The 23,756-nt window shown below is 30.4% G+C and carries 22 protein-coding genes and 2 pseudogenes; 6 read left to right on the top strand and 18 right to left on the bottom strand.

Annotated elements, in window-relative coordinates:
• Nucleotide 1: 1 nt before the first annotated feature.
• From AC2D6T_RS10120 to AC2D6T_RS10065, 12 genes and pseudogenes are all read right to left on the bottom strand, one after another.
• Entirely contained in the window at nt 2-3,076 is a 3,075-nt protein-coding gene (locus tag AC2D6T_RS10120; RefSeq protein WP_484681411.1) for a T9SS type A sorting domain-containing protein, read from the bottom strand.
• A gap of 332 nt (nt 3,077-3,408) precedes the next feature.
• Nucleotides 3,409-4,071 carry an IS6 family transposase gene (locus AC2D6T_RS10115; RefSeq protein WP_484681410.1) on the bottom strand — a complete coding sequence of 221 codons (663 nt, stop codon included), beginning with the start codon at nt 4,069-4,071 and terminating at the stop codon, nt 3,409-3,411.
• A 158-nt stretch (nt 4,072-4,229) separates the two neighbouring features.
• Nucleotides 4,230-5,081 carry a DUF5777 family beta-barrel protein gene (locus AC2D6T_RS10110; protein WP_347186588.1) on the bottom strand — a complete coding sequence of 284 codons (852 nt, stop codon included), beginning with the start codon at nt 5,079-5,081 and terminating at the stop codon, nt 4,230-4,232.
• On the bottom strand, nt 5,078-5,476 hold the full coding sequence (locus AC2D6T_RS10105; protein ID WP_484681409.1) for a hypothetical protein: 399 nt from the start codon (nt 5,474-5,476) through the stop codon (nt 5,078-5,080). Before AC2D6T_RS10105 ends, AC2D6T_RS10110 begins: the two co-directional genes overlap by 4 nt.
• Complete coding sequence (locus tag AC2D6T_RS10100; RefSeq protein WP_484681408.1) at nt 5,454-5,996, bottom strand: YceI family protein; 543 nt, start codon at nt 5,994-5,996, stop codon at nt 5,454-5,456. Before AC2D6T_RS10100 ends, AC2D6T_RS10105 begins: the two co-directional genes overlap by 23 nt.
• 7 nt (nt 5,997-6,003) lie before the next feature.
• Nucleotides 6,004-6,219 (bottom strand): hypothetical protein, encoded by a 216-nt coding sequence (locus AC2D6T_RS10095; RefSeq protein ID WP_484681407.1) that lies wholly within the window; start codon nt 6,217-6,219, stop codon nt 6,004-6,006.
• 477 nt (nt 6,220-6,696) lie between these two features.
• Nucleotides 6,697-7,747, bottom strand: a pseudogene (locus AC2D6T_RS10090) (type I restriction-modification system subunit M); the annotation flags it as partial.
• 427 nt (nt 7,748-8,174) lie between these two features.
• Nucleotides 8,175-8,447, bottom strand: a complete 273-nt coding sequence (locus AC2D6T_RS10085) for a hypothetical protein (protein ID WP_298947072.1) — start codon at nt 8,445-8,447, stop codon at nt 8,175-8,177.
• A gap of 3 nt (nt 8,448-8,450) precedes the next feature.
• Nucleotides 8,451-8,729 (bottom strand): ATP-dependent Clp protease adaptor ClpS, encoded by a 279-nt coding sequence (locus AC2D6T_RS10080; RefSeq protein ID WP_298947071.1) that lies wholly within the window; start codon nt 8,727-8,729, stop codon nt 8,451-8,453.
• 23 nt (nt 8,730-8,752) lie between these two features.
• Nucleotides 8,753-9,586 carry a 50S ribosomal protein L11 methyltransferase gene (gene prmA, locus AC2D6T_RS10075; protein ID WP_484681406.1) on the bottom strand — a complete coding sequence of 278 codons (834 nt, stop codon included), beginning with the start codon at nt 9,584-9,586 and terminating at the stop codon, nt 8,753-8,755.
• Between the two features lie 75 nt (nt 9,587-9,661).
• Nucleotides 9,662-10,420, bottom strand: coding sequence for a triose-phosphate isomerase (gene tpiA / locus AC2D6T_RS10070; RefSeq protein WP_438989552.1), 759 nt, complete (start codon nt 10,418-10,420; stop codon nt 9,662-9,664).
• A gap of 113 nt (nt 10,421-10,533) precedes the next feature.
• The gene (locus tag AC2D6T_RS10065; RefSeq protein WP_484681405.1) at nt 10,534-11,028 is read right to left on the bottom strand and encodes a TlpA family protein disulfide reductase; all 495 of its coding nucleotides are present in this window, start codon (nt 11,026-11,028) and stop codon (nt 10,534-10,536) included.
• An 84-nt stretch (nt 11,029-11,112) separates the two neighbouring features.
• Between AC2D6T_RS10065 and pyrF the strand changes: the two genes are divergently transcribed.
• A complete protein-coding gene (pyrF, locus tag AC2D6T_RS10060; RefSeq protein WP_484681404.1) occupies nt 11,113-11,922 on the top strand; it encodes an orotidine-5'-phosphate decarboxylase in 810 nt (269 codons plus the stop codon).
• An 81-nt stretch (nt 11,923-12,003) separates the two neighbouring features.
• Here the strand turns inward: pyrF and AC2D6T_RS10055 are convergent, their stop codons facing one another.
• Both AC2D6T_RS10055 and AC2D6T_RS10050 read right to left on the bottom strand, forming a co-directional pair.
• The gene (locus tag AC2D6T_RS10055) at nt 12,004-12,168 is read right to left on the bottom strand and encodes a C1orf53 family protein (protein WP_484681403.1); all 165 of its coding nucleotides are present in this window, start codon (nt 12,166-12,168) and stop codon (nt 12,004-12,006) included.
• A gap of 61 nt (nt 12,169-12,229) precedes the next feature.
• The gene (locus AC2D6T_RS10050; RefSeq protein WP_484681402.1) at nt 12,230-12,772 is read right to left on the bottom strand and encodes a DUF4136 domain-containing protein; all 543 of its coding nucleotides are present in this window, start codon (nt 12,770-12,772) and stop codon (nt 12,230-12,232) included.
• A 157-nt stretch (nt 12,773-12,929) separates the two neighbouring features.
• On the opposite strand from AC2D6T_RS10050, the gene AC2D6T_RS10045 reads away from it, so the two are divergent.
• Entirely contained in the window at nt 12,930-16,445 is a 3,516-nt protein-coding gene (locus AC2D6T_RS10045) for a methylmalonyl-CoA mutase family protein (RefSeq protein WP_484681401.1), read from the top strand.
• A gap of 200 nt (nt 16,446-16,645) precedes the next feature.
• Here AC2D6T_RS10045 and AC2D6T_RS10040 read toward each other — a convergent pair whose 3' ends face one another.
• On the bottom strand, nt 16,646-18,610 hold the full coding sequence (locus AC2D6T_RS10040; protein WP_484681400.1) for a YgiQ family radical SAM protein: 1,965 nt from the start codon (nt 18,608-18,610) through the stop codon (nt 16,646-16,648).
• 160 nt (nt 18,611-18,770) lie between these two features.
• Here AC2D6T_RS10040 and AC2D6T_RS10035 point away from each other — a divergent pair, with 160 nt between their 5' ends.
• From AC2D6T_RS10035 to AC2D6T_RS10025, 3 genes and pseudogenes are all read left to right on the top strand, one after another.
• Nucleotides 18,771-20,687, top strand: a complete 1,917-nt coding sequence (locus tag AC2D6T_RS10035) for a CocE/NonD family hydrolase (protein ID WP_484681399.1) — start codon at nt 18,771-18,773, stop codon at nt 20,685-20,687.
• A gap of 269 nt (nt 20,688-20,956) precedes the next feature.
• A pseudogene (locus tag AC2D6T_RS10030) lies at nt 20,957-21,103 on the top strand (DUF4174 domain-containing protein); the annotation flags it as partial.
• Nucleotides 21,100-21,561 (top strand): DMP19 family protein, encoded by a 462-nt coding sequence (locus tag AC2D6T_RS10025; protein ID WP_484681398.1) that lies wholly within the window; start codon nt 21,100-21,102, stop codon nt 21,559-21,561. The pseudogene AC2D6T_RS10030 and the gene AC2D6T_RS10025, both read left to right, overlap by 4 nt.
• Before the next feature lie 3 nt (nt 21,562-21,564).
• On the opposite strand, the gene AC2D6T_RS10020 is transcribed toward AC2D6T_RS10025, so the two are convergent.
• Nucleotides 21,565-21,951, bottom strand: coding sequence for a pyrophosphohydrolase domain-containing protein (locus AC2D6T_RS10020; protein WP_438989560.1), 387 nt, complete (start codon nt 21,949-21,951; stop codon nt 21,565-21,567).
• Nucleotides 21,952-22,140: 189 nt separating this feature from the next.
• Between AC2D6T_RS10020 and AC2D6T_RS10015 the strand changes: the two genes are divergently transcribed.
• The gene (locus AC2D6T_RS10015) at nt 22,141-22,305 is read left to right on the top strand and encodes a hypothetical protein (protein WP_484681397.1); all 165 of its coding nucleotides are present in this window, start codon (nt 22,141-22,143) and stop codon (nt 22,303-22,305) included.
• Between the two features lie 141 nt (nt 22,306-22,446).
• On the opposite strand, the gene AC2D6T_RS10010 is transcribed toward AC2D6T_RS10015, so the two are convergent.
• Both AC2D6T_RS10010 and AC2D6T_RS10005 read right to left on the bottom strand, forming a co-directional pair.
• Nucleotides 22,447-22,803 carry a hypothetical protein gene (locus tag AC2D6T_RS10010; RefSeq protein ID WP_484681396.1) on the bottom strand — a complete coding sequence of 119 codons (357 nt, stop codon included), beginning with the start codon at nt 22,801-22,803 and terminating at the stop codon, nt 22,447-22,449.
• Between the two features lie 99 nt (nt 22,804-22,902).
• Entirely contained in the window at nt 22,903-23,463 is a 561-nt protein-coding gene (locus tag AC2D6T_RS10005) for a DNA-3-methyladenine glycosylase I (protein ID WP_484681395.1), read from the bottom strand.
• Nucleotides 23,464-23,756: the final 293 nt, after the last annotated feature.

Here is a 23,756-nt window from a genome sequence, read left to right as displayed (position 1 = left end):
TTTATTTTTTTATAATTTTAATTGTTTTCGGCTTTTCTAAATTTAATCTTGCAAAATAAACTCCAGAAGCTATGTTTTTAACGTCAACCCTTACTTTATTATTAATTACTGGATATTGTTTTTTGGATATTAGACCAGATTCTAGAGAATATAACTCTATAGTTATTTGCTTATCATTTGCAGGAATTCGAACTTCAAAAAAGTTGTCAGTAGGGTTTGGAAATGCCTTTAGTTTAATCGTTTCTCCTATTGTTTTTGTGATTTTTCCTTCGCAAGATGCTTTTGATGCTACTTGAACAAAATCGCCTTCTTTTACAGGTAAACTAAAAGATGTACTATGCGTTTCTAATACTTTAATTGTGTTTATATACACTGTATATGGTGCAGTTCCAGATTTTAGATCAATATTAATTTTATTAGATTTCACAGAGGTTTTACCTGATAAAAGTTCAGATTCTTTAATTTCTAAAGTAGCACAATAATTATATGTTGTATTATCTATACCAATGCAAATGTTGTAAGATCCAGGTTCTAAGTTTGGTACATTTAAAGTGTTGTCAAAATCATATTTTACACCAGAAATGGTTACATTATAATTATGTCTAAATTTTGTTTCAATTTTTAATTTCCCGTTTTTACCTGCACAGGTTTCATCTACAACTTCAATTTTAAAATTATCTGGAGCTAAATAAATAGTAGAAAAATCTTCATTAATTCTAAAATCTAAAATACCACTTCCATAGGTTCCATACCTTACTAAATTTTCATCCTCTATAAACTGTACTGCAGAGTATCTAATTTCTTTTGGAAGTTTGTTGCTTTCCATTTTAAACCATTTGTCTTGTTGTACAGAAAAGACCCAAGCACCATCAAAAACACAGGCTGCAAAAATAAATTGGCCATTTGGTGAGGCAGCTAAACCAACTATTCTATCTACGTCTAATCCATTATTGTGATTTGTAAATGTTTTTCCACCATCAGTAGAAATTAAAAAATTATTACCTGCTCCTGCATAGTATACTGTTGCTTCATCTATAGGGCTTGTTGCAATTGCAGGTGATCTTTTTCTAGAAGTGCTGACACTACCTTTTGGCCAAGTACCAGGGTAATTGGATGGTGAGAATGAGTTTCCACCATCGATTGAATACATAACTTTACCAGACGCTAATCCTACATACCATCTATTTGTGTTTATTTTAGAATATGAAAAGCTGAGTACTGTTTCTGGAAAAGTATAGGAATGTATAGTTCTACTAATTTCACTCCCGTTATAAGATATTTTTTGTAATTCATTGCTCCAGGGAATATAGACAGCATCCTCCGAAATGTTTGGAGAGGCAACCATCATGGTTGCTTGCCAATTTCCATAAAAATCTTTTTTTGTTACAGCGCCAAAGTTACCACCACCAACTACAGGACTTCTTCCAATTGAACCATAATAATACCAATACCATGCAGATTCTCCACCCTTTGCTGTAGCTACTCTTAAAACATCAGTATTTGCTTCTCTTAATGCTGGTGAAACAAAACCTTCTTCTCCTTTGTCATCTCCTAATATACTTTGAGAGCCTCTATCTTGATTTCCACTATATATTCTATTGTGTTTTTCACTAGTTGCTGAATCATAACTCATCATTGCAGGTGTCCCTTTGTTAATTGGAATCCATGAATCCCATTGTTCTGGAGTCGAAGAGTAAAAAGAACCAAAATCAAATCCACCAAATGTAAGGAAAGTTCCATCTTCTTTTTGGTAAGACCTCATGTGTTGTAGATCCCAAACATGATCTATTGGTGGGAGTTTATTTCCGTTATTAACCCAAGTATTACCATAGTCAAATGAAATATTTAACCTAGTAAAACCAGAAAAACAAATGTTTGGCTTAGTGGGGTGTATATCTGTAATGTCTCTATCTTGTGGGGTACTTCCGGTTTTTGCCCAAGAACTACCTTCATCTTTAGAATAGTAAATTGTGTTATTATTATAACTAACATAAATAGTTGTTGTACCATTAACAGTAGTACCTTTTAAAGAGGTTACACCGTCTATATTAGGGTATGTTTCGCTTAATAAAGTAAAATCTGAATCATTTTCTTCCATTTTATAAATTGATAACCTTTTATCACTAGTCCTTAGGGCGAAATAATATATGGTGTTACTACCATAAGGTTTAAGTATGTTAGTATCGTAAGCAGGAGAGTATACAACAACATTAGATTCACGATAATTTAACCCATAATCATTAGATATATATACTACATCTTTCCAACCTGTTGTGTTTTTTTGATTTCCAAAAGCAACAATTTTTTTGCCAGTTGCTGTTTCTGTTACTAGAGTTTTGTAGTTATTACCATTTGTGAAAAATGCTCCATTTGCAGTTATCCATGTTCTTCCCTCATCATCAGAAAACTCCATACCACCGTTTTTCTGTTGATGTAGTAATCTAAACGAACCATCTGGTAAATTAACGCCATTAAAATGTAAACCTGAAAGTCTAAAATTATTATTTGAAAAACTTTTTTGATCATTTCTTAAAAGCCACTGATTTTCGGCGTCTTCATCTATTTTATAGAGATGACCAGCAAATGAAACAATATAAAAATCTTTATTTACGGGGTCATAAACAGAACCATCTGCTCTAAAACCACTCTTATCAAATAAGGTAAATTCTTTTTGATCCCAAAAACCAGATAAGGTATTGTTAGCATAAGAATCTTCTGTAGCTAAAGAAGATGTTTGCATATTTTTTGCAGCTTTTTTTCTATAAGCGGCAAAATCCTGTTCACTATTAAACTTAAAACCTGAAGCATTTAGTTTCGTAAACCGTTTATTATAGTCTTCTAATTCTTTACCTTGAAGTTTAGAAGGATCAAAAACTTCTGGGTGACCATCTTTTTCCATTGCCATTTCAAAAGCAATTTCTTCCTCAGTTTCTTCGTAGTCTTCACCATATTCTTCATAATATTCATCAGCCTTATGGGTTTTATTTAAACCTAATATGTTCTTGTTTATAAGAATTAGTATTAAGAAAGTTGAAATAGAAATAAAGCTTAGAATCTTAAAAGTATTTTTTTTCATACATTAGAATTTATTTCAAAAAGTAAACTTATCATAAAATATATCTGTAAATATTAAGAAAATTACTTTTTTTATGGATATTAGTGCAGAGTAAAACTTATATTCCTTTTACTAATTACCAAACCAAAAGATATAGCTGTTGTTAATAAGGTGAATTTATTTTTTTTGAATTCGTCTTAAGCTTTTACCTTGTACTTCTTAAAATCTAAATCATCTTTATAATGTAAAGACTTAGAGCCTTAATAAGGTTTTATGAGAACATTAAAGTTGGTTCTGTCGGTTCTGTCGCATCTGCTAAAATTAAGCATCAAGTTTTAAACTAATTTAATTTTTTAAGAAGCTAATGATATAAATGATTTGTAGGTTGAACTTTCAGGGTTCTTCAGTTGATTTTTCTTTATCATTCTAACTACTTCTATTCCTGATATGGTTCTCTTTGCTGATTCAAATTCTTTAAAACCTAGACCTAGCATAATACGCCACTTTATCATTCGATGGTCTTGTTCTACAATATTATTGAGGTATTTGCATTGCCTTATTTTTATGTTTGAATAGTTTCTTCGATTGTATAGTTTTATCGCAGCTTTATTGGCCCCACTCTTATCGATATTTATAAGTTCTGGATTAACATTATTCTCTATGGCTTTGATTAAAAATTTCTGTGCAGATATACGTTGTCTTCTTTTAGTTAACAAAAAGTCTACAGTATTCCCTTCTTTATCAACTGCTCTGTATAAATATTTCCAATCACCCTTTACCTTAATATAGGTTTCATCTAGTCTCCACCTTTTCCCAACTAATTTTTTTCTCTTTCTGAATTGTTGTTCTACAAGAGATGTGAATTTGAATACCCAGCGTTGAATCGTAGCATGATCCACTTTGACTCCTCGGATAGATAAAAGTTCTTCTACATCTCTATAGCTAAGACTAAACCTTAATTTGAAGTAAACAGCTTGTAATATGATTGTTTTAGGAAAACAGTGACCTTTGAACATCTTTTTTGTTGTAAATATAAAAAATTTGATTTTTCCTTACATTAGATGCGACAGAACCCAGGATTAAAACCATAAACAAAAGAAACAGGGATTACAATACAAATAGATATAATTAAATGAATTTTTTGTTGTATAGGTTTTAGCTTTCGGTCCATCTACTAAAAAACCCTTACAATATTAAATCCGAAGACTAAATCACCTTCAGCATAAGATATAAAAGCAGGCTCGTTCGTAGATTGAGCATTGGTAAATAATAACTGAAAAACATGACCACCAGTTTCTATGTCTACTCCAAAAGCAAAAGCATCAGAAAAAGGAGAGTTACTTGGTCTACTAAAGTTGTGAATATATTCGGCATTTAAACTCATTCTTTTACTCATCTTTAATCGCCCACCAAACCCCATAGCAAATTGATTGTGCTGCGCCTTAGCAACTATATTTAAATCTTGGAGGTTTTGTCTTACATAACTAGGGGCCAATTCAAGAGAAAAGTTGTTAGAAAAGCGTCTGGAAATTAATAGTTGATTTGCATAACTATACCTATCAGAGGGTTGTAGCTCAGGAAAATTATTTTTGTCCAATAATGTATTTATATTTATGGTGCTATATCCGACTATTGTTAAAGGAAAACGATTTGATTGCTTTACAAGCATAAATTTTAAGGCACTTGCCAATGTTCTATTGTAAGATTCTCTACTAACACTCAATTGAACACCATTCCAAAAACTATAGGCAAGTTGTATTTTTGTAATTGCATTGTCTAAACCAAAAAAAGTGTCGAATCCATTTTTTAGAGGACCAAAACGATGCGATACATAAAGATATAAATCTCCTTTATCTCCAATTTTTGTAGATTGTAAATTGCCAATTTTCATTGCTTTGAATGCTGGAGGATCAAATGTCAAATTCGTTTTTGTCTCTTCATTTAATTCTTCCATTAAATCATTTTGGGCTAAAAGCGGATATGAACACACAAATAAAAGGTTCAAAAATACTAGGATACGTTTCATAATGTTGGAATAATTTTTATGCATTGGTCTAATTTTAACTCCTCTAGTACATCATCATAACCAATGATGCGACCTTTTAAGCTAATTAATGTATTTAATTTAAAATTGGCAACGTCTTGTTCTTCTTTAAGCTGACAATATATTTGGTTTTCTAAAGTAATCCCTTTGGAGCCAATTGCAGTTATTACCCCTTTTAATTGTACAATTTTAGAAGACCAAACAGTATCATTTTTTTGAACATTGAACAATAGGTCTTTGGCAGAAGAGCTAAAAAAAACGGCTTTAGTTTCAATTTTTTCTGGAGCTTTCGTTAAAAAAGTAAAACCTACATAGCAAGTAATACTACTTATTAAAAGAAGTAAAATTATAATTTTATGCTTTTTTTTCAAGGACATAGTCTAAAGAGATATCAACTTTTTTAGCAATTTTTTTTCTTACAATAGCAGGGATTTGAATTTCAAAATCTTGGGGAGTAACAGAAAAATTTGCTTTAAAAGTTAACTGTTTCTTCTCTTTCTTTAAAGAGGCAGTAGTTGTTATTTCTTTAGAAATACCTTTTATTGTAAGGATGCCTTTTAATGTGTAGTTAGATTTTTCTTCAATTGTAGATAAATTAAAATCTACTAATTTTCCTTTAAAAGTTGCTTTCGGATAGGTATAAGACTCCATATAATTTTCATTAAAATGCTCTTGCATAAGTCCTATTTTAAATTGGAAAGCAGTCATGAAAAGTTGGGCAACAATCTCACCTGTACTTGTTTTTAGGAGCACTGAAGTACTCTTGTTTTTTGCTTCGATAGGCTCAAAAACATCTACAGAGGCTTTAAAGTCGGTGGCACCTGTTCGCGTAAAATATTTTTGTGAAAAACAAGAGGTACCATATATTAAAAGTAATAAAAATAGTATTTTTTTCATAAGTAGTTTAATTTTCTAGAAAACCATCGGCCTCCCATTTATCAATAAGTGCTAAAATAGCTGCAGATAATCTTCCAGAAGATGGCATAGGGTTAGTAGTACTGTTCATTCTTTGAATAAGGTTCCCAAATTCTGCAGAATTCCGAACTTGAGTATAGTTTACCAAAGGTAAAAAACTTGCTTGTCCACCGTTAATATGACAATTAGTACAATGAGATTCCATTATTGTTTTAACATCCTTCTCATAGGTCACCAATTCTAAAATAGGAGTGACTTCTTCTAAAGGAATAACCGTTGTTGTGCAATCGGATAGTGAAAGTACTAAGGTACAAAGCAGAATGATTTTATAGGTAGAAATTTTCATTTTGTATGACTGTGAATTTTACATCCTAAGATACGGATTATATCCGAGTTTTTTCTACTTTTTTATTGCTTTTCTTTTTGATGAATTTATATCAAAGGTACATTGTAGATAATTTACAAATAATGAATAAAATGAAAGTTTTATTAGCAATGGGATTTTTTACAATCTATTAAAGCACTCTTTTAAATTATTTTAATTTTAAGCAATTTTAAAAAGTTATTTAAAACATAGTCTATGGCTTTTACTAAAACACAAATTATTACACAAATTGAACATTTAATGCAGCAAAAGTTTACAAGTCCAAAAGAAGCTTTTGATTTTTATGATACAAACAAAGTATTTATCTTTTACCTCTCGGTTTTCATAGGTGTTTACAATTTCTTCTATATGCTCTGGTAATAGTTTATTGTCTTTCCCTTGTTTTTCAAAATGATTAGAAGCATCAATAAATAATACATCTTCGTTAACTTCTCTACATTTTTTTATGACTAAAATATAGGTTGGAATACCTGTACCAAAAAAGATATTTGCAGGTAAACCAATTACAGCATCTATATAGTTTCTATCTTCTATTAAATAACGTCTAATATGAGCCTCTGAACTCCCTCTAAATAAAACTCCATGAGGTAACACAGTTGCCATTATTCCGTTTTCATCTAAATGATGAATCATGTGTTGTACAAATGCAAAATCTGCTTTTGTTTTAGGTGCTAATTTGCCATACTGACTAAATCTATCATCTGTATTTTGCACTCCACTTTGCAGAAAATGGTGGATTTGCTACAATAGCTTCGGCTTTTAAGTCGATAGTCATATGTTGTGGTTCTTCTAAAGTATCTTCTTGTTTAATATCGAACTCACGATAATTTACATCGTGCAATATCATATTCATACGTGCTAAGTTGTACGTTGTACGATTTAATTCTTGACCGTAAAACATACCAACATCGTCTACTTCTTTCGCTACACGTAATAATAATGAGCCAGAACCACAAGTAGGGTCATATACTGATTTTAAACGCTTTTTACGAGTGGTTACAATTTTTGCTAATATGGTAGATACTTCTTGAGGCGTGTAAAATTCCCCTGCTTTTTTTCCTGCACTTGCCGCAAACTGCCCTATTAGAAACTCATACGCATCGCCCAATAAATCGCTTTCATTATCTTCTAATCTAAAATCAATTTCATCTAAATGGGTTATGATTTTTGCAATGGTTTCATTTTGTGCTTTTACAGTTCTTCCTAACTTACCAGAAGTTAAATCTAAATCTTCGAATAGTTTTACAAAATCGTCTTCTGATTCTGTTCCCATTGTACTTTGCTCTATATTGGTAAGAATACGCTCTAAATCTTCAATAATAAAGAATTGTTTTGCTTCATCATTATCATTGGTTTCTTTGGGAATATTTTTTTGTACTATATTTTAGATAGTCAAAAATCTAAGGATAGAATATAATTTAAATCTTCAATAAAGTTAGAAGAGTCAACAGTGGAGGTCACTTTTTATTCCCAAGAATATTTTTTTATTCTTGGGAATAATTTTTTATGCTAGATTTTAAATAGTCAAAAATCAAAGGATAAAATATAATTTAAATCTTCAATAAAGTTAGAAGAGTCAACAGTGGAGGTCACTAAATAGGAGAATTGATTCACGGAAATCGATTCTCCTTTTTTTATGCCTTCTATTTTCATTGATAATGAAGTAGTTACAAAAAAAGCTCATTTATTCTTCACTACCCTATTAGAATTATATTAAAAAAAGTCCTATAATTTTTTAGAATATTTTCAAAAAAAACTTACCATTTTTTGTAAGTTTAGTCTAAATATTTTCTTAGTGCAATTCTATGTTCTGGAATGCTTTTATTATAGTCTACAACTACTGTTTCTAATATTTCAGGAGGTTTTAAGCCAATGTCTTTTTTTGACTGGTATTTAGAAACATATAAATTATACGTATTATTTTCTTTTTCGAAAATTAAAAAATGAGTTGCATTTAAAGTGGTATAAGAAATTGTATTTCCAGAAAAAGTGTTAGAATTATCTTTAAAAAAATCTGAAAATTCATAATATTTTAAAATATTTTCCATCTTTTAAACCAATTCTGCAGATAACCCCAACTGTAATAGTTTAGAACATCTTGGTTCTAAATCTTTATATTCGCCAGATTTTACAGTACATTTCCCTTTGTAATGCACTAAAACTGTACATTGTTCTGCTTGCTCTAAAGTATGATCGCAAACATTCATTAAAGAATCTATTACAAAATCGAATGTATTTACCTCATCGTTATGCAAAACAATTTCGTGCTGATGCGTTTCTTGCTCTAGTACATCTACTTCTTCTTGTATTTTTTCTTTTGTACACCTCATTTTATAAAAATAAAAAATAATTTTTAGTTATTGTATTTTAATGCCACCCAATTGTTTCTTTCTATGTAAGTATCTAAATTTAAATTGTATTTTGATACTTCTGCATCTATAATTGGAATATCTTCTTGGTAGAACCCACTTAAAAGTAAGATTCCGTTTTCTTTTAAACAGTTTATATACACCTTCATATCCATTAATAAGATATTTCTATTGATGTTTGCAATAATTACATCGTATTTTTTGTTGATTAACAGAGAGGAGTCTCCTTCATAAACGGATATATTTTTACAATTATTGCGTGATACATTTTCTATAGAGTTTTCATAACACCAATTATCGATATCTATGGCATCTATTGGCTTTGCGCCTTTCATTTCAGCAAAAATGGCTAAAATACCAGTACCACAACCCATATCTAGCACTTTTTTGTTTTCTAAATCTAATTGCAATAAATGCTGCACCATCATGTGTGTGGTTTCATGGTGTCCTGTACCAAAACTCATTTTTGGTTCTATTACAATCTCGTATTTTAAATTGGGATTTTCATGAAAAGGAGCACGTATACTAACTAAATCATCAACTTTAATAGGAGTAAAGTTTTTTTCCCATTCTGCATTCCAATTGGTTTGTGCCACTTCATTTTTAGTGTATTTTATAGAAAATTCTTCTGAATTTAAAATATAAATATCCTCTAAAATATTCTCTTTATAAGCTTCTTTTTGAATGTAAGCCGTTACGCCGATTTCGTTTTCTACAAAACTTTCAAACCCAACATTACCCAGTTCTGCAATTAATATCTCTGAAGCTGGTTCTTTGGGCGAAACTGTAAAATTGTACTCTATATAAATATTGTCCATAAAAAATGCATCAAGATTATAAATCTTGATGCAAATTTATTGGTTTTCTTTTAATTTTCTACTACTCTAGCTAACTTAAATCGCTGCAATAATTGCTGTAAAGTCGTCTACTTTTAAAGCTGCACCACCAATTAAGCCACCATCTACATCTGGTTTAGAAAAAATTTCCTCTGCATTTGCTGGTTTTACACTACCACCATATAAAATAGATACTTTTTCTGCTACTTCTTTATTGTATTTTTTTTCTATAATACTTCTAATAAAAGCATGCATTTCTTGCGCTTGTTCTGGGCTTGCAGTTTCTCCTGTACCAATTGCCCAAACTGGTTCATAGGCTAAAATGATGCTTTTCCAGTCTTTTGCTTCTAAGTGAAACAATGCATTTTTTAATTGGCTTTCTACCACCTCAAAATGGTTATCAGATTTTCTATCTTCTAACAACTCACCAAAACAGAAAATAGTTTCCATCCCTTTTTCTAAAATCGTATTTACTTTTTCAGCTAAAGCTTGGTCTGTTTCATTAAAATAAGTTCTTCTTTCTGAGTGTCCTAAAATAACTGTATTTACACCAACTGCTTTTAGCATATCTGCAGAAATTTCTCCAGTAAAGGCACCAGAAGTTGCTTGATGCATATTTTGTGCAACTACTTCTATATTCGATTTTTCTACTTTTTCAACAGCAGAAGATAAGTTTACAAATGTAGGTGCAATAATTACTCTAGTATTCTTTAAAGGCAACTTATCAACCGATTTCTTTAAGCTTTCAATAAACTTATTGGTTGTTTTTTTATCGTAATTTAATTTCCAGTTTCCAGCTACAATCTTGGTTCTCATAATTATATATTTTAAGCTTTTTAAAGCTAATTTTTAAACATTTTTTAATGTCGTAAAATTAAGAAATGGAAAACTATTTTAATAGACTAATTAGAAATAGTTACTAAAACGATTTATAAGCTTTTATTTAAAACATCTTTAATAGCAGAATCTGATACTCTTGTAGCTTTAAAAAGTATAATTTTTCCATTTTCATCAACTACAACATATCTAGGTATCCATCCTAAATTTAAAAAATCTACAAAATCACCAGATTTCATCCCTTTGGGTAAAATATAGTGTTCTCCTTGTATTTTAAATCGGCGAATGCCATTTTTCCAAGCAGCTTTATTTGTATCAACAGAGAGAAATAAAAAAACTACCTCTGGGTACTTTTTTTGTAAGTTTTTTACACTTGGTAAACCTTTTATACAATCTCCACACCAAGAAGCCCAAACATCTATGAACACTTTTTTGCCTTTATAGATTTTTAATATACTATCTATAGAAATTTCAGAATCTTGTATCGTAAATGCAGTGTCTTGTAATGCTAAGTCAGAAAATTTTGTAGGTTTTTCTATCGAACAACTTAAAAATAATACAACAAAAAATAAAATGGCTAATCTCATATAATAAAGTATTTAAAAATTTTGTCTTCTTTGGTTTTCATAACTTACAAAATAAAGTATTTTTGCTATACTTTATAAATGATTATGACTACACAAGAATTAGTTGCGCAAATTAAAAAGAAAAAATCTTTTTTATGTATTGGTTTAGATGTTGATTTAACTAAAATTCCACCACATTTATTAGATGAAGAAGATCCTATTTTTGCTTTTAATAAAGCGATTATAGACGCTACACATCAACTTTGTGTAGCCTACAAACCCAATATTGCTTTTTACGAGGCTTATGGTTTAAAAGGTTGGCTATCTTTAGAGAAAACAATTAATTATTTAAACAAAAACTATCTTGAAATTTTTACTATTGCAGACGCAAAACGTGGTGATATTGGTAATACCTCTACGATGTATGCAAAAGCGTTTTTTGAAGATTTAAAATTTGATTCTGTTACCATAGCACCTTATATGGGTAAAGATTCTGTAGAACCCTTTTTAGCCTTTAAAAATAAAAATACCATAATGTTAGCTTTAACTTCTAACAAAGGCGCTTTTGATTTTCAAACAAAAAAAATTGATGATAAAGAATTGTATAAACATGTTTTAGAAACTTCTAAAACCTGGGAAAACTCTGAAAACTTAATGTATGTTGTAGGCGCTACAAAGGCTGAGTATTTTAAAGAAATTCGAAAAATTGTACCCAACTCTTTTCTTTTAGTGCCAGGTGTAGGTGCACAGGGGGGGAGTTTACAAGATGTTTGTAAATATGGCTTATCTTCAACTATTGGTTTATTAGTAAACTCTTCTCGAGGTATAATATATGCCTCGAATGAAAAAGATTTTGCAGCAAAAGCAGCCTTAGAAGCTGAAGTTTTGCAAAAAGAAATGGCAACTTTTCTATAAATTACAAATTAAAAAATGTTAATTTTAAATATTTACATGACCTATAAAATATAAAGAATCTATTTTTACTAAAAGTAAATTTTAAACAAAACTATCTGTTTTTTTATCATACCCATAAGGGCAATGTTTACAACCACTTTTACAGCAATAACCTCTTTTTAAATGATATTTTTCTGTAAAAACTTTATAACCCTGTTCGTTTAGGTAATAATCTCCTTCCTCTAAAAGTATTCTTTTATGATACATACTGCAAAAATATTATTTTTATGCACAAAAAAAGCGTTCTAAAGAACGCTTTTTTAAATATTTATTTTTCTTCTCCTGGTGGAAATCTAGAAACAATTTCTTTTACAAATTGTTTTATTCTAATTTCCTTTTTTTCTCTGTTTTGAATTCTTAAAGCACCTGTGCCTAATCCTTGCCAAACCAGTTCTTTCTTTTCTTTATCAATAAAGTCTACAAATAAAGTACCTTCTGTGTATTGAGAAACATTTACATTATTGTTCATTCCTCCCCACATCCAAGGATTCCAACCCCAACCAAAACCATAGCCAAAATTACTTTGATTTACATTTACTCGTTCTCTAGACTTGGTAAAAATACTTACTAACATATCTGGATTTTCAGATTTAGAAAATCCTTTAGCTACCAATTCTGCTTCTATAGCTCTTAAAATTCTTTTTTTATCTAAATCAGAAATTTCTGCTTGATCTATTCCTTTTTTATAGAAAGCAAAAGTTTTATACTTATTAAAATCTACTTTGGCATCATAATCTGTAGCAACTTTTACACTACTACAAGAAGACAGTATTACAATACTAACCAATAATAAGGTTTTTATATATTTCATGGTACTTATTTTTTAGTGATTACTTTAATAAAATAACAATAATTGTGCCAATAAAGAAATAAAAATCATTAAATAAATATTAATAAAAAGTTAAAGATTTATATTAATTTTTAAGATTTCCTTAAATTGCATGCCAAAAAAACAACATTTATTACGAATGAAACAAATACAACCTTATCAACCCAAGCACAAAGTACGTATTGTAACTGCAGCATCTCTTTTTGATGGACATGATGCAGCTATAAATATTATGAGACGAATTATACAAGCTACAGGGGTAGAAGTAATTCATTTGGGACATGATAGGTCTGTGGAAGAAGTGGTTAATTGTGCCATTCAAGAAGATGCAAATGCAATTGCAATAACTTCTTATCAAGGGGGACATAATGAGTATTTTAAATACATGTTCGATTTACTAAAAGAAAATGGTGCTACACACATCAAAATATTTGGTGGTGGAGGTGGTGTTATTCTTCCTGAAGAAATTACAGCATTGATGGAGTATGGAATTACAAGAATTTATTCTCCAGATGATGGTCGTGAGTTAGGTTTACAGGGGATGATTAATGATTTGGTGAAAGCCTCCCTTAATCCCTCCAAAGGAGGGAAACACTCAAATGGGAAAGTTTGTAATGAAGATGGAGATTGGTTGTTGGAATTGGGTGATGAGAAAGTTTTAGAAAAACTTAAAAATAAAGACGTAAATACAATTGCAAGATTAATTTCATTAGCAGAAAATAATCAGGAAGCTTTCGCTAAAATTTTCAACAAAGATTGGAGCTCCTCCCCTTTGGGGAGGTTGGGAGGGGCACCCGTTCTTGGGATTACTGGAACTGGTGGTGCAGGAAAATCATCTTTAGTAGATGAGTTAGTTCGTAGATTTTTGATTGATTTTCCAGAAAAAAATGTAGGATTAATTTCTGTAGATCCTTCTAAAAGAAAAACAGGTGGTGCACTTTTAGGCGATAGAATTCGTATGAATGCCATTAATAATTCTCGTGTTTATATGCGTTCTTTAGCAACACGTCAATCTAACCTAGCCCTTTCTAAACACGTTAATGAAGCTGTAGAAGTTTTAAAAGCTGCTGAGTACGACTTCATAATATTAGAAACTTCTGGAATTGGACAATCTGATACAGAAATTATAGAACATTCTGATATTTCTTTATATGTAATGACGCCAGAATTTGGCGCAGCCACTCAGTTAGAAAAAATAGATATGCTCGATTTTGCAGATATTGTGGCCATTAATAAATTTGATAAAAGAGGCGCTTTAGATGCTTTGCGCGATGTAAAAAAACAATACATGCGCAATAATAATTTATGGGATATTCCTCAAGAAGATTTACCAATTTTTGGAACTATAGCATCGCAATTTAACGATCCTGGAATGAATACTTTGTATAAAAGTATTATGGATAAATTGGTAGAAAAAACCAATCTAGGTTTAGCTTCCTCTATCAAAATCACAAAAGAAATGTCTAAAAAAATATTTGTAATTCCTCCTGCAAGAGTACGTTATTTATCTGAAATTGCAGAAAACAATAGGGCTTATGACAAAGATGTTGATGAACAAGTTGTAGTTGCCCAAAAATTATATGGAATTTATCAAACCATATTATCTTTAACGGATATCATTTCTACTGAAATAAAGAGTTCTTTTTTGATAAAAACAGGCCTCGATAATGAAGAAATTCTGAAAAAAATTCAGGATGACGATTTGCAATTTTTTAAATTGCTAATCTCACAATTCGAAAAAGTAAAATTAAACCTAAATCCTTTAAATTGGGAAATCATTTTGAATTGGGAAAGCAAAGTAAAAAAATACAAAGACCCAATTTACACCTTTAAAGTTCGTGACAAAGAAATAAAAATAGCAACACATAGCAAATCCTTATCACAAACAAAAATACCTAAGATAAGCTTACCTAAGTACAAAGCTTGGGGAGATTTATTACGCTGGAATTTACAAGAAAATGTACCTGGAGAATTTCCTTACACAGCAGGATTATATCCGTTTAAAAGAACAGGAGAAGACCCAACAAGAATGTTTGCTGGAGAAGGTGGCCCAGAAAGAACAAACAGACGTTTCCATTATGTAAGTTTGGGTATGGATGCCAAGAGACTTTCTACAGCTTTTGACTCTGTTACCTTATATGGCAATGATCCTGGAGAAAGACCTGATATTTATGGGAAAATTGGAAATGCAGGTGTTTCTATTTGCTGTTTAGACGATGCTAAAAAACTATATTCTGGTTTCGATTTAAGTCATCACATGACCTCTGTTTCTATGACTATTAATGGGCCAGCACCTATGTTACTTGGCTTTTTTATGAATGCTGCTATAGATCAGAATTGTGAGAAATACATCAAAGAAAATAATTTAGAAGATAATGTTGAAGCTAAATTCAAAGAAATATATGATTCTAAAGGTTTAGAAAGACCAAAATATCATGGAAAGTTACCTGAAGGAAACAATGGTTTAGGTCTAATGTTATTGGGTTTAACTGGAGACTTAGTTTTACCATCAGAAGTTTATCAACAAATAAAAAAAGACACTTTAGCACAAGTTAGAGGTACTGTACAAGCAGATATTTTAAAGGAAGATCAAGCACAAAATACCTGTATTTTTTCTACGGAATTCGCTTTGCGTTTAATGGGCGATGTACAAGAATATTTTATTGAAAAGCAGGTTCGTAATTTCTATTCGGTTTCTATTTCTGGGTATCATATTGCAGAAGCGGGTGCCAATCCAATTACACAATTGGCTTTAACTTTAAGTAACGGATTTACGTATGTGGAGTATTATTTAAGTCGTGGAATGGACATTAATAAATTTGGCCCTAACTTATCTTTTTTCTTTTCTAACGGCATTGATCCAGAATATGCTGTAATTGGTAGAGTTGCAAGAAAAATATGGGCAAAAGCCATGAAAAATAAATATGGTGCCAACCCAAGAGCGCAAATGTTAAAGTATCATATACAAACTTCTGGACGTTCTTTGCACGCTCAAGAAATTGACTTTAACGATATAAGAACCACGTTACAAGCTTTATACGCAATTTACGACAACTGTAACTCTCTACATACAAATGCTTATGATGAGGCCATTACTACACCTACAGAAGAATCAGTTAGAAGAGCCATGGCTATTCAGTTAATTATCAACAAAGAATTAGGCTTGACTAAAAATGAAAACCCAATTCAGGGGGCGTTTATTATAGAAGAATTAACAGATTTAGTAGAAGCTGCTGTTTTAGAAGAATTTGACAGAATTACAGAAAGAGGTGGTGTTTTAGGTGCTATGGAAACCATGTATCAGCGTTCTAAAATACAAGAAGAAAGTTTGTATTATGAAACTTTAAAACACAATGGAGATTTCCCTATTATTGGGGTAAATACATTTTTAAGTTCTAAAGGATCGCCAACTGTACAACCTGCAGAAGTAATACGTGCCACAGAACAAGAGAAACAATTTCAAATTGAAACCAAAGAATTGTTAAATAAGGCAAACCCACATAAAGTACAAGAACAACTTGGAATATTACAAAAAGCTGCCATACAGAATGAAAATTTATTTGACAAATTAATGGAAGCTACCAAAGTATGTTCTTTAGGGCAAATTACAAAAGCATTATTTAAAGTTGGTGGCCAATATAGAAGAAATATGTAAGCAGAGTAACAAAAGTTAAAAGCTTTATTTTGCAAATCGCTTATGCCTTAACGGCTAAATACCTTTAATGTCAAAAATTTCTATGGATGTTCTTTATAAATCGCTTCGTCTACTCTTGTAAAAACTTATAAAAATTCATTAAAGTATAGACTTAAAATCCAACTGTACAATCTAAAAGTTTATAGGGTAAAAAAAGCTAATTATCTCCTTCTTTTTTTAGAGGTAGCTCTTCTCACTTTCTTTTTTCTTCTGTTAAAAGGAACAGCATCGTCAAAAGTATTTTTTACCTCTTTTGCTTTTTTGTTCTTTTTCCAAGAATTATTTTCTGGCAATAATACCTTTAACAAATCAGGTCTTCCAACTTTATTTAAGGTATTTCTAATCCACGCTTTATTTTCTTTTTTGTACCAAAAGAAAAATTTGTGCTGGTCTTCTTTCTCCTTTTTTGTTTTTGGTGTTTTAGTAGGTTTTAAGGTATAAGGATGATATCCTGAATAATAAATAACGGTTGCAACTGTCATTGGCGTAGGTGTAAAACCTTGCACTTGCTCTAGCTGAAAGCCCATGTTTTTGGTTTCTGCAGCTAAATTTGCCATATCTTCTACCTCACTTGCTGGGTGACTAGAAATGAAATATGGTATCAATTGTAAGTTGAGCTTTTTCTTGATATTAATTCTATCAAAACGCTCTTTAAATTTATGAAAATAAGTAAAAGACGGTTTACGCATCAATTTTAAAACAGGATCAGAAGTATGTTCTGGAGCCACTTTTAAACGCCCTGATACGTGTTTGGTCATGACCTCTTCTGTATACGCATCCAGCTCTTTAGCATCTGCATTTTTATTGAATTCTGGCACCAACATATCGTGTCTAATTCCACTTCCAATAAACGATTTTTTTACTTTTGGATGTTTATCAACTGCTTGATACAGTTCTGTTAACGGTTTATGAGATGTATCTAAATTACTACATACTACTGGCGAAATACAACTAGGCGCTACACATTTGTCGCAAATAGATTGCACCTTACCTTTCATTTGATACATGTTTGCAGAAGGACCACCAATATCAGACAAATAACCTTTAAAATCTGGCATACTTGCCACTTTATCTACCTCTTTTAAAATAGATTCCTGACTCCTACTTGCTATAAATTTTCCTTGATGTGCAGAAATAGTACAAAAACTACAGCCACCAAAACACCCTCTGTGAATGTTTATCGAGAATTTAATCATTTCAAACGCAGGAATTGGCCCACGCTTGTCGTATTTTGGATGGGGTAAACGAGTATAAGGCAAATCAAAAGAGCCATCAATCTCTGCTTCTGTCATCGTAGGAAAAGGTGGGTTAATCATTAATAATTGCTCTCCTACTTTCTGAAAAATTCTTCTTGCTTTTAATTTATTAGACTCTTGTTCTATGGTTTTAAAGTTAGAAGCAAACGTTTTTTTATCTGCCAAACAAGCTTCATGAGAATTAATTGTTACATCTTCCCAATCGTTTATAACTGGTATTTTCTCCTGTTTTTCATCAATTAAAACAGCCGTTTGTTTTATATTTTTTAAGCTAGAAAAAGGCACACCTTTTTGCAATAATTCTACAATTTCGCGCAAAGGTTGTTCTCCCATTCCATACACCAACATATCTGCCTTAGAAGTTTCTAAAATAGTTGGCATTAATTTATCAGACCAATAATCATAGTGTGTTACACGTCTTAATGAAGCTTCAATTCCACCAATTAAAACAGGTACATCAGGAAATTTTTCTTTTAAAATTTTACTGTACACAGAGGTTGCATAATCGGGTCTAAAACCCTTATCACCATTTGGTGTATAAGCATCTTTATCTCTTCTCTTTTTACTAGCCGTGTAGTTAGAGACCATTGGGTCCATACAACCCCCAGTAGCTGCAAAAAACAAACGTGGTTTCCCTAATTTTTCAAAATCTTGTAAATTATCATTTACATTGGGTTGTGGCACAATTGCCACACGTAAACCATAACTCTCTAGAATTCTACCAATTACTGCAGGCCCAAAAGAAGGATGATCTACATATGCGTCTCCGCTAAATAAAATTACATCCAACTCTTCCCATCCACGAATTTTAACTTCTCTGTTTGTGGTTGGTAACCAATCTGTTAATTGATGTTTTTTAGTTTCTTGCATAGTTTGCAAAAATAAGGAGAAAATTTTTGAAGTTTTGCCAGTTTGAGTGATTTTTTAAAAGCTATTTCCAGCTTTTTTAAAACAAAAATCATTTTAACAAAAGAATTTTTAACAACTGTTTTTAGTTTCGTAGATTTAACGCTACAAATCAATTTTCATTATGAAAAAAATAATCCTTTTTACACTTATTAGTTTTTTAGCTTTTACTGCTTGTAAAAATAAAGAAAGTGAACCTAAAAAAAACACTTATGTTGCAGATAATTACACCAAAAAAGAGGTAGATATAATTATGAGAGATGGTGTAAAACTGCACACGACTATCTATTCTCCTAAAGATACTTCTAAAAAATATCCTATTTTAATTCAAAGAACTCCTTACAGTTCTGCACCTTATGGAGAAGGAAAAATGAAAACCAAAATTGGGCCTAACATACATTTAATGAAAGAGGGAAACATTGTGGTTTATCAAGATGTTAGAGGACGTTGGATGAGCGAAGGTGTTTATGACAATATGCGTGCTTACATTCCCAATAAAAAAGAAAACGAATCGGATGAAGTTTCAGATACCTATGACACTATTGATTGGCTCGTAAAAAACGTAGCAAATAATAATGGTAATGTTGGTACTTGGGGAATTTCTTACCCTGGCCATTATGCCACAGTTTCTACTATAGAAGCGCACCCTGCTTTAAAAGCTGCTTCTCCACAAGCTTGTATTGGCGATTTTTTCTTTGATGATTTTCATCATAATGGCGCTTTTTTATTAAGCTATTTTAGAGCTATTTCTTTATTTGGAACTTACAAAGACACACCAACAGACTCTGCTTGGTATTCTTTTCCTAAAATGAAATCTCAAGATCAATATCAATTTTTCTTAGACAAAGGTCCTTTAAAAAATTTGAACGAATATTTTCAGTATGATAAATTAGATGTTACCAATTCTGCTAAAAAAGACAAAATAGACGATTTTTTCTGGAAAGAAATTGTAGAACATCCAAATTACGATTCTGTTTGGCAAAGCAAAGGAATTATACAACATTTAGATAAAGTTCCCTCTTCTGTAGCAACTATGATTGTTGGTGGCTGGTTTGATGCAGAAGATTTATATGGTCCTTTAGAAACTTATAAAGCGATAGAAAAACAGGGTAAGAATAATTATAACACAATGGTTTTTGGTCCTTGGGATCATGGAAAATGGTCTAGAAATACTGTAAAAAATTATGTAGGTAACTATTATTTTGGAGATTCTATTTCCTTAAAATTTCAATCAGAAATTGAAACAAAATTCTTTAATCATTTCTTAAAAGGAGAAGCTGATAAAAACTCTGGTTTGCCTGAAGCGTATGTTTTTGATTCGGGTAAAAAAGAATGGAAATCTTACAATACATGGCCACCAGAAAATACAGAAACTCAAAATTGGTATTTATCTGAAGATCAAAATTTAACTACCAATCAAAAATCAACAAAAGGAATTAATTTTATAAGTGATGTAAAACGACCTGTACCTTATTCAGAAGACATAAAAACGGTTTTTACACCACGTAAATATATGACAGACGACCAACGTTTTGCTGCAAGAAGACCTGATGTTTTAGTTTTTGAAACAGGGATTTTAACAGAAAACTTTACATTGGCTGGAGATATTTTAGCAAAATTAAAAGTAGCAACTACAGGTACTGCTGCAGATTGGATTGTAAAAGTAATCGATGTGCATCCAGCTGAACTAAGTGATGACAATGAAAATGATAAATTACAAGATCATTTAAAAATGAGTAACTACCATTTAATGGTTAGAAGCGAAGTTTTACGTGGACGATTTAGAAATAGCTTTGAGAAACCTGAGCCTTTTATTCCAAATAAAAAAACAGACGTAAATATAAAACTACAGGATGTTTTTCATACATTTAAAAAAGGACATAAATTACAAATTCAGGTGCAAAGTACTTGGTTTCCTTTAATCGATTTAAATCCGCAAACCTATGTAGACAACATTTACAAAGCAGACAAAAAAGATTTTAAAACCCAAACGCATACGGTATTTACAGATTCTTTTATTGAATTTTCTGTTTTAAAGTAATACTACATAATGAAAAATACAGTAATCTTATTTTACTTTTTAGGTTGATTTCTTTAGGACAAAGCATTAAAAACCATCAATATAAACAAAGAGTGCTTCTTGTTTTTACAAATAATTTACAAAATGATGTTTATAATAATCAACTATTGCGTTTATAAGAACACCAAAAAAAACTTTTAGAAAGAAAATTGATGGTGTATTGCTTTACCAAAAGTAATTATTAAGATAACTTTGAAGCTGATTAGAAACCATCAACAAAATTTAAAAATGAAAAAGCCAGTTTTAAAGTATTGTTAATAGGTTTAGATGGAGGTACAAAACTAGAGCTAACTCACTATTTATCAACAGAAAGATTATTTACAATTATAGAGGGTGTGCCTATAAGAAAAAGAAAACTTAAAATACAAAAACAATGACTTCTACAGAAATTGCACTGCTTTTAAATAATGATGCAGAAAAAATTACTAGAATTGGAGAAATTATTGGAAAAAAAATTCCTGAAAAAGATAATTTTAAAAATTTAAATGAATTCGAAAAAAACTTTATTTATATAGATATTTTAGAGAATAATGTTACAGAAGGTGGTTTTGTACAGTTCTTTTTTAATTCTTCTGGGCAATTTACACACGAAGTTTTTCAGGCATATTTAGCTATAAAAGCGACAAAAACAGTAGACCTATTAACAAAAGCCATTTTTCTGTTTCCAGAAGTTCCAGTACCTAAAAACACGCACCTTCGTAGAAATATTTTAATGGAACAAGAATCTAATATTGATTTATGGGACGATTTAGATAGAGAATTTGATAAATATGAAGACAATATTATTGCACTTACTTTAGAGTATGTAAGAGATAATATTGCCTTTTTTGATTGATATTTATTCTTCTAAAATTTTAGAAATATTAGGTTTAAAGTAATTTGGTCCTTTTAAAACTTTACCATCTTCTCTGTAAATCGGTTTGCCATCTTCACCCAATTTACTCATATTACTTCTTTGAATCTCGTTAAAAACCTCTTCTATTTTATCTTGCATACCATGTTCTATAATTGTGCCACAAAGTATATATAACATGTCTCCCAAAGCATCTGCAACTTCTACCAAATCGTTATTTTGTGCAGCCTCTAAATACTCTTCATTTTCTTCTTTCATTAAATTAAAACGAAGCAAGTTTCTTTCTTCGCCAATATTTGCAGTGGGTGTGTATTTTATGCCTGCTCCAAAAGCTTCATGAAATTCGTGTACTGCTTTTATTTTATTTTTCATCTGTAAAGTAATTATTAAAGGTTATTTATTTGTAATTTTGTTGCGTTATTTTATTTATGTGATTTTAAAAGACAATATAGTATAAGTGTGTAAAATTAAAATAACTTTTACAAAGATTTAATAAAGAACTTATTAAGAATAAACCATATGTTTTTAAGTGCATTTTTTACAACAGGAAGAATTGTTTTCATGATTTTTTTCATTATCGCTTTTATATCGTTAATGGTTTATAGTTATAGAAAAGACATAAAAAACCACGAAAGATATTATAAAAATGCAGGTAAAAAAGTATTAATTTATGGTGGATTAATTGTGATAATATTTATGGCTATCCGTTTTTTTTCAGGACATTAATCTAACTTTTCTACCTTTCTTAGTTTTACGCAATTTAACATTGTAAACCCTTCGTCATCAAAATTGTAAAAAGCCTTGTGTATTACAATGCTAGAATTATTCTCTTTAATACTATTTTATATATTTTGTTTTGTCTTGTAATCAAAATCTAGGTCTTTTACTTTTTTTGGCATATTGTTTTTTTCTAATGTTTCTGATATTCTTTAAACGTGACCATGCTATTTTATGTCTATTAATGTATATAAAAAAACAACCCATATCTAATAAAAAATAAAAAAGGCTAATACCACTTGGTGGGTTATTACTAGGCAAAAGTTCAAATACTTGAAACCCTATTTTTGGCCATTTCCAAGATCCAAAAGCAGTACCACCAATTTCTAAAATAGCCACTAACAGGTCATAGAAAAAAAAATACAATCTATCCTTGGGTCTTTTCCATAATAATAAAAACACTCCAATTGTCATTACAAAACCAAAAACATCATTAAATAATAACAAATAGCTTGTTGCAAAAAGAGCGATAATTAATCCAAATAATTCTTCTATTAAAAATAGAAAAACTAGCTTTTAAATCTTTTAAAGGTACTTTTGTTATTTTCATAAAACAGAATATTTAAAACAGTCTGTTGTATGATCATTTACCATACCAATTGCTTGCAAATACGCATATACAACTGTAGATCCTACAAATTTAAACCCTCTTTTTTTTAAGTCGTTAGATATTTTGTCTGACAATGCTGAAGTAGTAGGTACATCCTCTTTTGTATGAAATTTATTTACAATTGGCTTGCCATCTACATAGCTCCAAATAAATTTAGAGAAAGAACCAAACTCTTTCTGAATTTCGATAAATAATTGTGCATTAATAATGGCACTTTTAATTTTTAGTTTATTTCTAATTATACCAGTATCTTGCAATAAAGAGTTGTGTTTAACTGCTGGATAGTTTGCAATTTTTTTATAATCGAAATTATCAAATGCTTTTCTAAAATTTTCTCTTTTGTTTAAAATGGTAATCCAACTTAAACCTGCTTGAAATGTCTCTAAAATTATAAATTCAAACAAAGTTGCATCATCAAATACAGGTTGCCCCCATTCGTTATCATGATAATCTTTGTATAATTGACTATCTGTAACCCAAAAACATCTATTTTTCATTTCGTTTGGTTTTATTGCTTTATTGATGGCATGCATTAGTCTATTTTCTAAAACTGAATTGTTATGGTTTTCTTCTTTGTTATTACAATAAACAAAGTATTATCATTAATAGAAATAAGAGATTTTTGTACATAATTATTCATTTTAAAGACTTAAAAATAATGTTAAATAACCCGTTGTGCATTATGATTTAAGATAAAAAAGTTGCTCATATTACTGAAAATCAGTAAATTGATTTAACCACAAATCATTAAATATGAACAACTTAAATGCAAATTACGAAAGAATTTTGG

The organism is Polaribacter sp. YIW18 (assembly GCF_057219325.1).
This window is presented reverse-complemented; position numbering and strand designations above follow the sequence as displayed.

Coding starts and splice junctions, on each gene's coding strand:
- AC2D6T_RS10065 (WP_484681405.1), bottom strand. CDS start 11,028: ATGAGATTAGCCATTTTATTTTTTGTTGTATTATTTTTAAGTTGTTCG.
- AC2D6T_RS10120 (WP_484681411.1), bottom strand. CDS start 3,076: ATGAAAAAAAATACTTTTAAGATTCTAAGCTTTATTTCTATTTCAACT.
- AC2D6T_RS10080 (WP_298947071.1), bottom strand. CDS start 8,729: ATGAGGTGTACAAAAGAAAAAATACAAGAAGAAGTAGATGTACTAGAG.
- AC2D6T_RS10025 (WP_484681398.1), top strand. CDS start 21,100: ATGACTTCTACAGAAATTGCACTGCTTTTAAATAATGATGCAGAAAAA.
- AC2D6T_RS10105 (WP_484681409.1), bottom strand. CDS start 5,476: ATGTCCTTGAAAAAAAAGCATAAAATTATAATTTTACTTCTTTTAATA.
- AC2D6T_RS10115 (WP_484681410.1), bottom strand. CDS start 4,071: ATGTTCAAAGGTCACTGTTTTCCTAAAACAATCATATTACAAGCTGTT.
- AC2D6T_RS10055 (WP_484681403.1), bottom strand. CDS start 12,168: ATGTATCATAAAAGAATACTTTTAGAGGAAGGAGATTATTACCTAAAC.
- AC2D6T_RS10035 (WP_484681399.1), top strand. CDS start 18,771: ATGAAAAAAATAATCCTTTTTACACTTATTAGTTTTTTAGCTTTTACT.
- AC2D6T_RS10015 (WP_484681397.1), top strand. CDS start 22,141: ATGATTTTTTTCATTATCGCTTTTATATCGTTAATGGTTTATAGTTAT.
- AC2D6T_RS10100 (WP_484681408.1), bottom strand. CDS start 5,996: ATGAAAAAAATACTATTTTTATTACTTTTAATATATGGTACCTCTTGT.
- AC2D6T_RS10020 (WP_438989560.1), bottom strand. CDS start 21,951: ATGAAAAATAAAATAAAAGCAGTACACGAATTTCATGAAGCTTTTGGA.
- pyrF (WP_484681404.1), top strand. CDS start 11,113: ATGACTACACAAGAATTAGTTGCGCAAATTAAAAAGAAAAAATCTTTT.
- tpiA (WP_438989552.1), bottom strand. CDS start 10,420: ATGAGAACCAAGATTGTAGCTGGAAACTGGAAATTAAATTACGATAAA.
- AC2D6T_RS10095 (WP_484681407.1), bottom strand. CDS start 6,219: ATGGAATCTCATTGTACTAATTGTCATATTAACGGTGGACAAGCAAGT.
- AC2D6T_RS10110 (WP_347186588.1), bottom strand. CDS start 5,081: ATGAAACGTATCCTAGTATTTTTGAACCTTTTATTTGTGTGTTCATAT.
- AC2D6T_RS10005 (WP_484681395.1), bottom strand. CDS start 23,463: ATGAAAAATAGATGTTTTTGGGTTACAGATAGTCAATTATACAAAGAT.
- AC2D6T_RS10045 (WP_484681401.1), top strand. CDS start 12,930: ATGAAACAAATACAACCTTATCAACCCAAGCACAAAGTACGTATTGTA.
- AC2D6T_RS10040 (WP_484681400.1), bottom strand. CDS start 18,610: ATGCAAGAAACTAAAAAACATCAATTAACAGATTGGTTACCAACCACA.
- AC2D6T_RS10050 (WP_484681402.1), bottom strand. CDS start 12,772: ATGAAATATATAAAAACCTTATTATTGGTTAGTATTGTAATACTGTCT.
- prmA (WP_484681406.1), bottom strand. CDS start 9,586: ATGGACAATATTTATATAGAGTACAATTTTACAGTTTCGCCCAAAGAA.
- AC2D6T_RS10085 (WP_298947072.1), bottom strand. CDS start 8,447: ATGGAAAATATTTTAAAATATTATGAATTTTCAGATTTTTTTAAAGAT.